This is a genomic window from Pseudomonas sp. PS02302 (genome assembly GCF_029959585.1).
Lineage (GTDB): Bacteria > Pseudomonadota > Gammaproteobacteria > Pseudomonadales > Pseudomonadaceae > Chryseomonas > Chryseomonas aestiva.
In genome coordinates this window covers 100438-114744 of sequence record NZ_JASCON010000005.1, presented here as the reverse complement: position 1 = coordinate 114744, position 14307 = coordinate 100438, and the positions used below count along the sequence as shown (strand labels likewise).

At 64.9% G+C, this 14307-nt stretch carries 12 protein-coding genes; 6 read left to right on the top strand and 6 right to left on the bottom strand.

Going from position 1 to position 14307, the window contains the following annotated elements:
* The 3 genes from QMX82_RS03455 to QMX82_RS03445 all read left to right on the top strand — a co-directional run.
* The coding region (locus QMX82_RS03455) for an aldehyde dehydrogenase family protein (protein ID WP_282281269.1) at positions 1-1055 on the top strand (1055 nt) is incomplete at its 5' end.
* 221 nt (positions 1056-1276) lie between these two features.
* Positions 1277-2557 (top strand): 4-aminobutyrate--2-oxoglutarate transaminase, encoded by a 1281-nt coding sequence (gabT, locus tag QMX82_RS03450; protein ID WP_208692831.1) that lies wholly within the window; start codon positions 1277-1279, stop codon positions 2555-2557.
* A gap of 112 nt (positions 2558-2669) precedes the next feature.
* Positions 2670-3866 (top strand): HDOD domain-containing protein, encoded by a 1197-nt coding sequence (locus QMX82_RS03445; RefSeq protein ID WP_282281268.1) that lies wholly within the window; start codon positions 2670-2672, stop codon positions 3864-3866.
* On the opposite strand, the gene QMX82_RS03440 is transcribed toward QMX82_RS03445, so the two are convergent.
* The 6 genes from QMX82_RS03440 to oscA form a co-directional block, all read right to left on the bottom strand.
* Entirely contained in the window at positions 3863-5314 is a 1452-nt protein-coding gene (locus QMX82_RS03440) for a methyl-accepting chemotaxis protein (protein WP_410003745.1), read from the bottom strand. The two genes, QMX82_RS03445 and QMX82_RS03440, sit on opposite strands and share 4 nt — an antisense overlap.
* Positions 5315-5556: 242 nt before the next feature.
* Entirely contained in the window at positions 5557-6525 is a 969-nt protein-coding gene (locus QMX82_RS03435) for a sulfate/molybdate ABC transporter ATP-binding protein (RefSeq protein ID WP_208692826.1), read from the bottom strand.
* Between the two features lie 6 nt (positions 6526-6531).
* A complete protein-coding gene (gene cysW / locus QMX82_RS03430; protein ID WP_273861767.1) occupies positions 6532-7398 on the bottom strand; it encodes a sulfate ABC transporter permease subunit CysW in 867 nt (288 codons plus the stop codon).
* A gap of 10 nt (positions 7399-7408) precedes the next feature.
* Complete coding sequence (gene cysT, locus QMX82_RS03425) at positions 7409-8221, bottom strand: sulfate ABC transporter permease subunit CysT (protein ID WP_133861341.1); 813 nt, start codon at positions 8219-8221, stop codon at positions 7409-7411.
* A gap of 106 nt (positions 8222-8327) precedes the next feature.
* A complete protein-coding gene (locus tag QMX82_RS03420) occupies positions 8328-9329 on the bottom strand; it encodes a sulfate ABC transporter substrate-binding protein (protein WP_282281267.1) in 1002 nt (333 codons plus the stop codon).
* 77 nt (positions 9330-9406) lie between these two features.
* Positions 9407-9592 (bottom strand): sulfur starvation response protein OscA, encoded by a 186-nt coding sequence (oscA, locus tag QMX82_RS03415; RefSeq protein ID WP_133861339.1) that lies wholly within the window; start codon positions 9590-9592, stop codon positions 9407-9409.
* 250 nt (positions 9593-9842) lie between these two features.
* Between oscA and desA the strand changes: the two genes are divergently transcribed.
* From desA to QMX82_RS03400, 3 genes are all read left to right on the top strand, one after another.
* Entirely contained in the window at positions 9843-11036 is a 1194-nt protein-coding gene (gene desA / locus QMX82_RS03410) for a delta-9 fatty acid desaturase DesA (protein ID WP_208692819.1), read from the top strand.
* Between the two features lie 113 nt (positions 11037-11149).
* Positions 11150-12127 (top strand): sensor domain-containing diguanylate cyclase, encoded by a 978-nt coding sequence (locus tag QMX82_RS03405; protein WP_282281266.1) that lies wholly within the window; start codon positions 11150-11152, stop codon positions 12125-12127.
* 779 nt (positions 12128-12906) lie between these two features.
* Complete coding sequence (locus tag QMX82_RS03400) at positions 12907-14283, top strand: OprD family porin (RefSeq protein ID WP_282281265.1); 1377 nt, start codon at positions 12907-12909, stop codon at positions 14281-14283.
* Positions 14284-14307 lie beyond the last annotated feature (24 nt).

The following is a 14307-nucleotide window of genomic DNA, read 5'->3' as shown; positions in this document are numbered from 1 at the left end:
CCGGCCACCAGGCCGACAAGCGCATCCTGGTGATCAAGCAGCCCATCGGCGTCACCGCCGCCATCACGCCGTGGAATTTCCCCACCGCGATGATCACCCGCAAGGCCGGTCCGGCCCTGGCCGCCGGCTGCACCATGGTCATCAAGCCCGCCAGCCAGACCCCGTACTCGGCCCTGGCCCTGGTCGAGCTGGCCGAGCGCGCCGGCATTCCCAAGGGCGTGCTGAGCGTGGTCACCGGCTCCGCCGCCGAAATCGGCGCCGAGCTGACCGAAAGCCCCATCGTGCGCAAGATCTCCTTCACCGGCTCCACCGAGATCGGTGCCAAGCTGATGGAGCAGAGCGCGCCCACCATCAAGAAGCTGTCGCTGGAACTGGGCGGCAACGCGCCCTTCATCGTCTTCGACGACGCCGATCTGGACAAGGCCGTGGAAGGCGCCATCGCCTCCAAGTACCGCAACGCCGGCCAGACCTGCGTCTGCGTCAACCGCCTCTATATCCAGGACGGTGTCTACGACGCCTTCGCCGAGAAATTCAAGGCCGCGGTGGCCAAGCTCAAGGTCGGCAACGGCCTGGAAGAGGGCGTGACCATCGGTCCGCTGATCGACGCCAAGGCGGCGGCCAAGGTCAAGGAACACATCGACGACGCCGTGAGCCAGGGCGCCAGGGTCATCGCCGGGGGCAAGGCCCACGCCAACGGCGGCAGCTACTTCGAGCCGACCATCCTCGCCGACGTGCCCAGGAGCGCCAAGGTGTCCAAGGAAGAGACCTTCGGCCCGCTGGCGCCGCTGTTCCGCTTCAAGGACGAGGCCGAGGTCATCGAGCTGGCCAACGACACCGAATTCGGCCTGGCCTCCTACTTCTATGCCCGCGACCTGTCCCGCGTGTTCCGCGTGGCCGAGGCGCTGGAGTACGGCATGGTCGGCATCAACACCGGCCTGATCTCCAACGAGGTCGCGCCCTTCGGTGGCGTCAAGGCCTCGGGCCTGGGCCGCGAAGGCTCCAAGTACGGCATCGAGGACTACCTCGAGATCAAGTACCTCTGCCTAGGGATCTGATCGCTCTCGTTGGACTTCGCGGCGCTCAACCCAACCTAAGCTCTCGTAGGTTGGGTTGAGACGGCTTCACCGTCGAAGCCCAACAGCCCTTCAGGCTGATCCAAAGCTTTTCCCGGCGCGGACGCCGGGCCGTTGGCAGTCGATCATCGTATGCTGCCCGGAATCCGGTCCGCGCCTTTCCCGTAGCCGGCCGCCACGATGAGCGGCCATCGAGGACTGCAATGAGCCACACCAATGATTCCCTGATGCACCGCCGCAGTGCCGCCGTCGCCCGTGGCGTCGGCCAGACTCACCCGATCTTCGTCGCCCGCGCGGAGAACGCCAAGGTCTGGGACGTAGAGGGCAACGAATTCCTGGACTTCGCCGGCGGCATCGCCGTGCTCAACACCGGCCACCTGCATCCGCGCGTGGTGGCGGCCGTGCAGGAGCAGCTGACCAAGGTCTCCCACACCTGCTTCCAGGTGCTGGCCTACGAGCCCTATGTCGAGGTCTGCGAAAAGCTCAACGAACTGGTGCCGGGCAACTTCCCGAAAAAGACCGCACTGTTCAACTCCGGCTCCGAAGCCGTGGAGAATGCCGTCAAGATCGCCCGCGCCGCCACCCAGCGTGCCGGCGTCATCGCCTTCTCCAGCGCCTACCATGGCCGCACCATGATGACCCTGTCGCTGACCGGCAAGGTCGCGCCCTATTCGGCCGGCATGGGGTTGATGCCCGGCGGCGTCTATCGCGCGCTCTATCCCTGTGAACTGCACGGCATCAGCGTCGATGACGCCATCGCCAGCGTCGAGCGCATCTTCAAGAACGATGCGGCACCTGGCGACATCGCGGCCATCATCCTCGAGCCGGTGCAGGGCGAGGGCGGTTTCTATGCCGCGCCCAAGGCATTCATGCAGCGCCTGCGCACGCTGTGCGACACCCACGGCATCCTGCTGATCGCCGATGAAGTCCAGTCCGGCGCCGGTCGTACCGGGACCTTCTTCGCCATGGAGCAGATGGGCGTCGACGCCGACCTGGTGACCTTCGCCAAATCCATCGCCGGCGGTTTCCCGCTGTCGGGCGTGACCGGTCGCGCCACGGTAATGGATGCCGTCACCCCCGGTGGCCTGGGCGGCACCTATGCCGGCAGCCCCATCGCCTGCGCCGCGGCCCTGGCGGTGATCGAGACCTTCGAGGAAGAGAAGCTGCTGGACCGCTCCAAGGCCGTGGGTGAACGCCTCACCGCGGGTCTGCGCGAACTGGCCGCCAAGCACGCGCAGATCTGCGACGTCCGTGGCCTGGGTGCCATGATCGCCATGGAGCTGGGCAAGGGGGGCGACATCGAGCAACCCGATGCCGAGCTGACCAGCCAGATCGTGGTCCGGGCGCGCCAGAAGGGGCTGATCCTGCTCAGCTGCGGCAGCTACGGCAACGTGCTGCGTATCCTCGTGCCCCTGACCGCCAGCGACGAGGAGCTGGATCGCGGCTTGGCCATTATCGGCGAGTGCTTCGCCGAATTGGCCTGAGTCCTGCCCGAACCGCCCTCCTGGAGGGCGGTTTTTTGTGACACGCTTGGCATAAAGTCCGCTTTGACGCATTATCCGCCGCTTCGCTTTCCTCAAGCAGGAGTGGGTTGGGATGCCGCCCCTGATACTTATCGTCGACGCCAATCCCTGGACCCGTGACCTGCTCAAGTCACTGGTGCTGGCCGTGCGTGCCGATGCCCTGGTGCATGAATACGGCCATGGCTATCAGGCCCTCGCCGAACTGGATCAGCGCAAGAGATGCGCGCTGATCATCGTCGAGCGACCGGCCGATTGCGATGGACTCGACCTGCTGCGCCGTATCCGCCAGCGCGGTGCCCAGCCGCTGCAGCCGGTGATCCTGCTGTCCGAACAGGCCGACGCCGCCTCTGTACGCGCGGCCCTGCGCCTGGCGCCCACCGCCTATCTGGTCAAACCCTATGCGGCGGAAGAGGTGTTGCGTCGTCTGCGCAGTCTGTTGCCACCCGCGGGAGACGCGTTTCAGGCGGCCAGTGCCGCCGTCCTGGCCTCCCTGGACGATCATCTGCAGCGCATGGCCGCTGAAATCGACGCCGTGCCGCTGTTCGCCGATCTGCCGGCCATCATCGAGCGCTGTCGCGAGGGCGAGAGCTGCAGCCTGGGCGAGCTGGAAACCGAATTCGGCCAGGATCCCCTGGTCACGGCGACCCTGATCGCGGCGGCCAACAGCGCTTCCCAGCGCGTCGGCCAATCCTGTCAGACCCTCAGCCAGGCCCTACCGCGGCTGGGCGTCGGCTTCACCCTCAATCTGGTCCTGGGCCTGAGTCTGCGACGGGCGACCCGTCTGGCCGAGCCGTTGCTGGCCGGACGCGCCGAGGGCTATCTGCGCCTCGCCCAACGCGCCGCCGACTGCGCCCGGCTGCTGGCGCTACGCTATGTGCGCGAAGACGCCGAGCGTTGCTACACCGCCGGCCTGCTGCATCGCCTAGGTGAACTGGCGGTGCTGCAAGGCGTGCAGCGCTGGTGCGACGGGGGTGGCGTGATCGACGAGGCCGCGCTGGAGCGCGCGCTGCTGAGCTACAGCCTGGAGTTTTCCGCGGAATTGCAGCGGCACTGGCGGCTACCACTGGAGTTGCGCGAGCTGGTGGCCGCGGTGCACAGCCTGCACGGCGTGCTGCCCAAGCCGTCGCTGATCCTGCACCTGGCGGCCCAGGCAGCGAATCCCGCCCCGGGCGAGTCTCTCGACACCCTGCTCGAGCACAAGGCCGGGCGCATGCTCGGTCTGGAGGCCGCGGTCTGGCAACTGGCGGTCACCCAGCTCAAGCTTGGTTAGTGTGCGCTGTCGGGGCGATAGCCCAGGCGCAGTCCGCCCCAGTGCCGGCCGTTCACCATGATCGGTACCGAGAGGTCGTGCATCACCTCGCCGGTGTCTCTCATGTAGGTCTGCAACAGCAGGCGGCGCTGATGGCTGCCGCAGCGCTTGCCGGTGCGATCGCTGAAGAGGCGCTTGCTGCGACTGCGCGCCGTATCCACCGCCACGTCACCGGTGGGTGCCTGGGCGAAGGCGCGGTTGTGGGTGGGCACATAGCCTTCCGGCGTACAGGCGATGGCGAAGACCAGACCGGGATGCTGGTCCAGCAGCGGCTCCTGGATCGCCGGTAGCACGCCATCGGTATAGCTGTCGAAACGGGTGCGGTACTTGGCCGGCTGACTGCCGGGCACAGGCTGGTACTGGCGGTCGAAGAGGGCGTCCTGGGTGATGCGCCCGGCGGCCAGGTCGTCCTCGAAGCGCCGGCCGATGGCATCCGCGCCCTGGCGCGCCAGTTCGAAGATGCGCTGGTGATAGCTGTCCAGGCCGACCTCGGCCAGGCGTTCGCTGCTGGCTTCGGCCATGTCCACCAGTTCGTCGGCGGCGCCGCTGAGCCGGCTGGTCTGGCGCTCGCTGTCGGCGAGGTCGCGGTGCACCTGCTCCACCGCCTGGGCCAGGCTTTCCAGCTGGGCGAGATTGGCCGAGGTGCCCTGGGCGATATCCGCCGCCTGGCGCTCGGCGGTCTGCGCCAGCTGGGCGATCTCCTGCAGGCCTTCGCCGGTGCGCTCGACCTGGCGCACGCCGTCGTCCAGCGCCTGGGCCAGCTGCTGGATCTGCGCCACCACGGCGTCGGTTTGCTGGCTGATGTCGGCGACGATCAGCCCCACCTCGCCGGTTGCGCTGGAAGTCCGCGCCGCCAGGCCCCGCACCTCGTCGGCGACCACCGCGAAGCCGCGCCCGTGTTCCCCGGCGCGTGCGGCCTCGATGGCCGCATTGAGCGCCAGCAGGTTGGTCTGGCTGGCGATACCCTGGATGACCTCGGTGACTTGCTGGATCTTGTCGGTGCGGGCACTCAGGCCGGCGATCAGTTCGCGGCTCTGGCGGGCGTGCTCGCTGAGGGCGCGGATGGCGGCGATCGCGGCATTCAGGGCGTCCTGGCCGGCCTCGCTGCGCTGGTGCACCTGCTGCGCCACCGCCAGGGCCTGGCGGGCGCTGTCGGCGCTGTGGTGCTCGGTCTGGGTGAGGGCAGAGGCGCTGCTGGAGATCTGCGCGGCCGTGCTGGCCTGGGATTGCACCCGGGCCGCCAGTTGCTGGGCGGCAGAGGCCACACCGGCGATGGCCACGGCGTTGCGCGCCGTGCTGCGCGAGAGATCGCTGGTCAGCTCGTCGAAGGCCTGGCTCGGCGCGGGCGGCGCTGTGGGCCTGCGCAGCAGCCACCAGGGCCAGAGGGCAGCGGCGAGCACCAGTCCCATGCCGGCGGCCATGGGTAGCGCCAGCCACTGCCAGAGCAGCAGCGTGGCCACGAGGAGGGCCAGGTGAAGCGACAACACGACGGGCCAGCGCCTGGGCATGCGACCTCCTTGTTATTCTGCTCGATCGAGGACGAAGTGTGACGGCTGTCAGTTTCGTCGATCATGGAGCCCGCTTTCCGGAGGTTGCAACCGCTGTCTGGTCCTGGCGGCTACGACTTTGGTCTTAGCCGCCAGCGACGGACTCAGGGCGTACGCGGCAGGAAATGCAGCGGCGCACCCCGTTGCAGCCCGGCCAGCACCGGGTGGTCCTTGACCAGCTCCACCTCGATCACCTCGGTCTGCTCCGGCACTTTCAGCGTGATCCGGGTGGTGGCGCCCAGCGGCCGGATGTCGCGCACTTCGGCGGCGTGATAGCCCGCTCGCGGCTCGCGCTCCAGCTCCACCTCGTGCGGACGGAACAGCACCTCCTGCTCGCCCAGGGCCAGGCGGTTGGAGTCACCGAGGAAGTGATAGACGAAGTCGCTCGCCGGCTGTTCGTAGACCTCGGCGGGCGAGCCGACCTGCTCGATCTGGCCCTTGTTCATCACCACGATGCGATCGGCCACTTCCATGGCTTCTTCCTGGTCGTGGGTGACGAACACCGAGGTCAGATGGATCTCCTCGTGCAGCCGTGCCAGCCAGCGGCGCAGCTCCTTGCGCACCTTGGCATCCAGGGCGCCGAAGGGTTCGTCGAGCAGCAGGATCTTGGGCTCCACCGCCAGGGCGCGGGCCAGGGCGATGCGCTGGCGCTGACCACCGGAGAGTTGCTCGGGATAGCGATCGGCCAGCCAGTCGAGCTGCACCATGTTCAGCAGCTCGTGCACCTTGCTGGCGATCTGTGCCTCGCTCGGCCGCTCGCGGCGCGGCTTCATGCGCAGGCCGAAAGCCACGTTGTCGAACACCGTCATGTGGCGGAACAGTGCGTAATGCTGGAAGACGAAGCCGACGTTGCGGTCGCGCACGTCACGCCCGGAGACGTCCTCGCCGTGGAAGCCGATGTTGCCGGTGTCCGGCGCTTCCAGGCCGGCGATGATGCGCAGCAGGGTGGTCTTGCCGCAGCCCGACGGGCCGAGCAGGGCGACCAGCTCGCCACTCTCGATGTGCAGGTTGATGTCCTTGAGCGCCTGGAAGGCGCCAAACCTCTTGTTGATACCCTGGATCTCGATACTCATGGCGCCTTATTCCTCGTCACGGTGCTGCAGTTGGTGGCTCAGGCGACTCTCGCTCCACTGCCGCAGCAGCAGGATCACCAGGGCCATCATCAGCAGCAGGATCGCCACGCTGAAGGCGGCGACGATGTTGTACTCGTTGTAGAGAATCTCGATGTGCAGCGGCAGGGTGTTGGTCAGGCCGCGGATATGGCCGGAGACCACCGACACCGCACCGAACTCGCCCATGGCCCGCGCGGTGCAGAGCACCACGCCATAGATCAGCGCCCACTTCACGTTGGGCAGGGTCACGTGCCAGAACAGTTGCCAGCCACTGGCGCCCAGCAGGCGCGCCGCTTCTTCTTCCTGGGTACCCTGTTCCTGCATCAGCGGGATCAGTTCGCGGGCCACATAGGGAAAGGTGACGAAGATCGTCGCCAGCACGATGCCGGGCACCGCGAAGACGATCTGCACATCGACGCTCTGCAGGTAAGGACCCATCAATCCCTGGGCGCCGAACAGCAGCACATAGATGAGGCCGGCGATCACCGGCGAGACCGAGAAGGGCAGGTCGATCAGGGTGATCAGCAGACTCTTGCCGGTGAACTCGAACTTGGTCACGCACCAGGCCGCGGCCAGGCCGAAGGCCAGATTCAGGGGCACCGAGATGGCGGTGGCGAACAGCGTCAGCTTGAGCGCCGAGATCGCATCCGGTTCGCTGATGGCGTCCCAGAAGGCGCCGATGCCGTTGGCCAGGCCCTGGCTCAGCACCATGTACAGCGGCAGCACCAGGACCAGCAGGAAGATCAGCCAGGCGCTGGCGATCAGCGCGATGGCCACCGGGGTGCGCTGCTTGCTGGCGCGCGCATCGGCCTTGGTCGAAGTCATGAGGCTCATGCGGTCGTCCTTAGATGTTGGGCTGGATGCGGCGCTGCAGGATATTGATCAGCAGCAGCATGACAAAGGACACCAGCAGCATGAACACGCCGATGCCGGTGGCGCCGGTGTAGTCGTACTGGTCCAGCTTGGAGACGATGAGCAGCGGCAGGATCTCGGTCTTGAACGGGATGTTGCCGGCGATGAACACCACCGAGCCGTACTCGCCCACGCCGCGGGCGAAGGCCAGGGCGAAACCGGTCAGCCAGGCCGGCAGCAGGGTCGGCACCAGCACGTAGCGGAACACCTGCCAGGGGCGCGCGCCCAGGCAGGTGGCGGCTTCCTCGATTTCCTTGGGAATGTCCGCCAGTACCGGCTGCAGGGTGCGCACCACGAAGGGGAGGGTGACGAAGATCAGCGCCAGGGTGATGCCGATCGGGGTATAGGCGATCTTGAAGGGAAACAGCGAACCTATCATGCCGTTGGGTGCGTAGAGCGCGGTCAGGGCGATGCCGGCCACCGCGGTGGGCAGGGCGAAGGGCAGGTCGACCATGGCATCGATCAGCTTGCGCCCGGGAAATTCGTAGCGCACCAGCACCCAGGCCAGCAGGGTGCCGAGGATGCCGTTGACCAGGGCGGCGAGCAGGGCCGTGCCAAAGGACAGCTGCAGCGCGGCCAGCACCTGGCGCCCGGTGATCAGCGACCAGAACTGCCCGAGGGTCAGCTGGCTGGCATGCAGGAACATGGCGCCCAGCGGGATCAGCACGATCAGCGCGAGGTAGGTCAGGGAGAATCCCAGGGTCAACCCGAAGCCGGGTATGACCGGGGAGAGACGGCGAGACATGAGACGTCCTTCTGCAAGGCGCCCCGGCGATGCATTCGCCAGGGCGCAGAGGGGTGGAACGATACCTGTTCCGGGCCGGTCAGCGTGAGCCGTCCCGGCCGGGGCGCTATTTGTTGATGTCGGCGAAGATCTTGTCGAACACGCCGCCGTCGGCGAAGTACTTCGGCTGCGCCGCTTTCCAGCCGCCGAATTCCTGGTCGATGGTCACCAGCTTGACCGGCTTGAACTGATCCTTGAATTCCGCCGCCACCTTGGCATCGCGGGGGCGATAGAAATTCTGCGCGGCGATGCGCTGGCCCTCGGGGCTGTACAGATACTGCAGGTAGGCCTCGGCCTGCTTGCGCGTGCCCTTCTTGTCGACCACCTTGTCCACCACGGCCACCGGCGGCTCGGCCAGGATCGACAGCGACGGGGTGACGATCTCCAGCTGGTCGCCGCCTTCTTCCTTCAGGGACAGATAGGCTTCGTTTTCCCAGGCGATCAAGACGTCGCCCAGCTGGCGCTGCACGAAGCTGATGGTGGCGCCGCGTGCGCCGGTATCGAGCACCGGAGCGTGGCGATAGAGTTCGGTAACGAACGTGAGGGCCTCGGCATCGCTGCCGTACTTGGCCTTGGCATAGGCCCAGGCAGCGAGGAAATTCCAGCGGGCGCCGCCAGAGGTCTTGGGATTGGGAGTAATGACCTGGACGTCCTTTTTCACCAGGTCATCCCAGTCCTTGATGCCCTTGGGATTGCCCTTGCGCACCAGGAAGACGATGGTCGAGGTGTAGGGGGTGCTGTTGTCCGCCAGACGCTTCTGCCAATTCGGGTCGACCAGCTGCTGGTGCAGATTAAGGGCATCGATGTCGCCGGACAGCGCCAGGGTCACCACGTCGGCCTGCAGCCCATCGATCACCGAGCGCGCCTGCTTGCCGGAGCCGCCATGAGAATTCTTGATGGTCACGTCTTCGCCGGTCTCGGTCTTCCAGTGCTTGGCGAAGGCGGCGTTGTACTGCTGGTAGAGCTCGCGGGTCGGATCGTAGGACACGTTGAGCAATTCAACGGCATGGACCTGGGTGGCGAACAGGGCTCCGGCCAGCGCGGCCAGGGCGAAACGGCGAATCGACATGAAAAGGCTCCTTGACGTGAGAAAGCCGGACACCGTCTGGCGGGCACCTTGCCCGCTCGTCCGCTGACCGCGAGAACTCAGGGCTTGTTGGCTTGGCCGGTCTGAGGCCGAAATTTTTCCTTGCGCTCGATCTGCACCACCTGGCCGTTGTGCACGGTGATCTCGATGGCGCCGAATCTCAGCCCGCGCAAAGCCTGCTGGATATCGCGGAGCAGTGCGGTTTCGTCCTGGTTTTCAAGGCTGCGGAACGGAACGGAGCTCATGGGTGGCGTCCTCGTGTACAGCGGTGGGCGGGGAGGTGGCGCCATCTTAAGAGGCCGATCGTTATTTCTTAAAATTGCTAATAATGCTTTGTTTATTCGCTTTTAGAATTAGCAGTCTGTGAAGGACACGTTGTGTAGCAAAAGGGAGGGCTGGATTTATCGCCCACCCCGGCAATAATGCGCGAACGCCTGTTCACTGAACTTTTCGTGACAGCTGCACTACACAACCCGCGCGAGGTCCTCTGCGTCCATGAGCTACAACGGCCTGCTTGACCTGTCGGTCTGGCAATTGGTGGTGGTCACCCTGGTACTGACCCACCTGACCATTGTCAGTGTCACCGTCTACCTGCATCGCTACTCCGCCCACCGTTCGCTGGAGCTGCATCCCGCACTCAAGCACGCCTTCCGCTTCTGGCTGTGGCTGACCACAGCGATGAATACCCGTGAGTGGACCGCCATTCATCGCAAGCACCACGCCAAGTGCGAAACCGAAGAAGACCCGCACAGCCCGGTGCACAAGGGCCTTGCCACCGTGGTCCGGCGCGGCGCCGAGCTGTACAAGGCCGAGGCGAACAACGCCGATACCCTGCGCATCTACGGCAAGAACTGCCCGGACGACTGGATCGAGCGCAAGCTCTACTCCCATCCGCGCACCCGCAATATGGGGGTGGTGCTGTTGCTGCTGATCGACATCGCCCTGTTCGGCGCCCTGGGTCTCACCGTCTGGGCCGTGCAGATGGTCTGGATTCCCTTCTGGGCCGCGGGTGTGGTCAATGGCCTGGGTCATGCCGTGGGCTATCGCAATTTCGAATGCCGCGATGCCGCCACCAACCTCATCCCCTGGGGCATCGTCATCGGCGGCGAAGAGCTGCACAACAACCACCATACCTACCCCAACTCGGCCAAGCTGTCGGTCAAGCGCTGGGAGTTCGACATGGGCTGGGCCTGGATCAAGCTGTTCACCTGGCTGCGTCTGGCCAAGGTCAACCGCGTCGCCCCCATCGCCCATCGCATCGAAGGCAAGGGTCAGCTGGACATGGACACCGCCATGGCCATCCTCAACAACCGCTTCCAGATCATGGCCCAGTACCGCCAGCAGGTGATCGGCCCGCTGCTGCGGCAGGAGCGGGGTAGTGCGGCGCCCTCCCAGCGTCCGCTGTTCCGGCGCGCCCGGGGTCTGCTGGCCCGCGAGACCAGTCTGCTCAAGGCTCGCCACCAGGTGCGCATCGACGAACTGCTCGAGCACAGTCAGGCGCTGAAGCTGATCTACGAAAGGCGCCTGGCGCTGCAGCAGATCTGGGCCCGGACCAGTGCCAACGGCCACGACATGCTGGCCGCGACCCGGCAGTGGATCGGCGAAGCCGAAGCGAGCGGCATTCAGTCCCTGCGCGAATTCGCCGAACAGCTGAAAACCTATTCCCTGCGGCCGGCCGGAACCGCTTGAGAAAGGCTTCACAAAAGCCCGCCGAAGCGGTGGGCTGCGCTATGCGGGGATTGAACCAGGCTGGTTTCAGCTGTCTCTAACTCCCTCAGGACCCCGCGTAGGCGCATTTGTATATGGATGAACAACCTCCTCTGTCTGCTCTTCCCACTCCGGAAGAGAATCTGCTGGCTCTCCTGCATTCGCGGGCCGAGACAGATCGCCTGCGTGATCGGGAGCAGCTGTTCAGCGCGCTGCTGGAAAGCGTCAACGCGGTGCTCTGGGCCCTGGACTGGCGCACTCGCCAGATCATCTATGTCAGCCCCGCCTACGAACAGATCTTCGGTCGCTCCCAGTCGCAGGTGTTGAGCGACTACAGCACCTGGCTCAACAACATCTATCCCGACGATCTGGAGTACGCCCAGCGCACCCTGGAGCAGGTGATCGAGCAGGGCGCCGTGGAGTCCCGCGAGTACCGCATCATCCGCGCCGATGGCGAGATCCGCTGGCTCAGCGACAAATGCTTTGTCAGTCAGCGCAGCGAGGCCGGCATGCCGCTGCTGGTCGTAGGCATCGCCGAAGACATCACCGACAAGAAGCGCATGGAGGAAGAGCTGCAACGGCTCGCCACCACCGACGTCCTGACCCGCAGCAGCAATCGTCGACACTTCTTCGAGAGTGCCCAGCGCGCTTTCGAATTCGCCCAGAGCGAAGGCGAGCCTCTGGCCTTCCTGCTACTCGACATCGACGACTTCAAGAAGATCAATGACCGCTTCGGTCACCAGATGGGCGATCAAGTGTTGCAGCGTGTTGCCGAATGCGGCGCCCAGACCACCCGCCGGGGGGATCTGTTCGGCCGTATCGGGGGTGAAGAATTTGCCCTGCTGCTGCCGGGTTGCGACAGCGACCTGGCATTGCAGATCGGCGGGCGCCTGCAGCGCGCCGTGCGGCAGTTGGCGGTGCCCAGCGCCCAGGGTCCGCTGAAGGTCACCATCAGCCAGGGCGTCACCGTGTTGCGAGAGGGCGATGAGTCTCTCGACACCCTTTATGTGCGTGCGGACGAGGCCATGTACCGCGCCAAGCGCCAGGGCAAGGATCAAGTCGTCCAGGGCTGAATATCCCTTGCCAGACCGCGCCGAGGGCACTCGGGCGGCCTGGTTCGTGGTTTCGCCCACCGCTGTCACGCCCTCTCCCTCGGTCCTCCGTCCCCCTTGCTTCCTCGTCCATCTGGCCTGCAGTCGATCTCTGCTCCCTGTCCTGTTGGCCGTCCTTGCGGAGGCAGCGGCACCCCGTCGATTAGCAGGAATGTTCCTGCGCGACCCACTGGGCAAGGTCGCTCTTGCAGCAGGGCACCCAGTGCGTCACGCCGGGCAACGGGCGTCGTCTCCAGGGCAGAGCGGCTGAAGAGCAGTCGCAGACAATTACAAGTCCTTGAAGTAGATAGGAAATTCCTTCGGATCCAGCATCCTCAGTGCTGAAGCTGGCCGGTTTTGCAGACCAGGCTGGTACCTCGGAAGTCCCGTCCCAGAGCCTTGGGGTGCGCGGATTTGGCTGGCGTATTCCGAGGAAAAGGCGAACCTTTCCATAGGCATAGGCCGCGCAGGTTCCCTCAGGCCATGACCGAACAGTCAGAGCGGAAGACCACAGGGCGGGTTTTCAACCAGGTATCGCTAGACGAAATGCTTTTTTGCAATTAGCTTTCGCAACGTGGAAGACGGTGGCAGGGGACCTGTGCTTGAAGTCGCAAATTAAAAGTCGACCAGGCCGGGGATAAATCTCCAAATTGAAACAAAAGCCCTCTAGCTTTCCCTTCCGCACGGCCCGTCGGGCATACCACCAGCAGGCGCTGACACCTCTGGTGGCCGCATAACAACGATTCACCCCTGGAGCACTCATGGTCAAGAAGCCACTGGTGGTCGCGGTCTCCGCGGCCTGTCTGAACCTGTCCCTCATTGCCGCCGCCCACGCTGCCGGCTTCGTCGAAGACAGCAAAGCCACCCTCAGTCTGCGTAACTTCTACATCAACACAGACAACCGCAACGGTACTGCCAATCCTTCCCGCGTGATGGATTGGGGTCAGGGCTTCATGCTGAACTACCAGTCGGGCTTCACTCAGGGCACCGTTGGCTTCGGCGTCGATGCGGTCGGCATGCTGGGTCTGCGTCTGGACAGCGGTGGTAAGGCCACTGGCGGCACCGGTGGCAGCGTGCAGAACGGCACCATGTTCCCGCGCGATACCGATAACAGCGCTGTAGACGAGTTCAGCAGCCTGGGCGCTACCGCCAAGATGAAGATCTCCGAAACCGAGTTCCGCTACGGCACCCTGATACCGAAGCTGCCGGTCGTGGTCTCCAACGACGGTCGTCTGCTGCCGCAGACCTACCAGGGTGCTCAGATCACGTCCAAGGACATCAAGGACGTGACCCTGACCGCCGGCCAGCTCGAGCGTGCCAAGAACCGTAACTCCACCGACGAAGACGATCTGTCCATCGCCGGTTCCAACGGTGCTGCGAATGCCGCCCTGCGTCGCAACAGCGACCATTTCCGCTTCGTCGGTGCCGACTACAAGGTCACCAAAGACCTGACCCTGCAGTACTACTTCGGTCAACTGGAAGACTTCTACAACCAGCACTTCCTGGGTCTGGTGCACAGCGTCAAGCTGGGCGACGGTACCTTCAAGACCGACCTGCGCTATTTCGACAGCAACAGCCAGGGCGAAAACCGCAAGGCCGACAGCACCGGTCTCTACGTGTCCAGCGGCTACTACGGCGGTACCCGTACCACCGGCGAGATCGACAACCGCCTCTATAGCGGCCTGTTTACCTACTCGATCTACGGCCACACCTTCGGTCTGGGCTATCAGGGCAGCAACGGCAACAGCGCCTTCCCCTACCTGAACGAGAACGGTGGCGCTTCGACCTATGCCATCACCGATATTCAGATCAACAACTTCACCCGTTCCGGCGAAGACACCTGGCAGGCTCGCTACTCCTATGACTTCGCTCAGCTGGGCGTCAAGGGTCTGACCGCCGGCGTCATCTATCAGCGCGGTGACAACATCCGTACCCGTACTGGCGACGCCATGGAATGGGAACGCGATCTGACCGTCAGCTACGTGATCCCGCAAGGCCAGCTGAAAGGTCTGGGCTTCACCTGGCGTAACGCCATGCTGCGTTCCGACCTGCCGGCCGTTTCCCAAGCCGGTGTACCGGGCCAGCGTGACGTCGACGAAAACCGTCTGATCGTCAGCTACACCCTGCCGCTGCTCTAAGCCGCGCTCAGGTCAGAAAAAAGC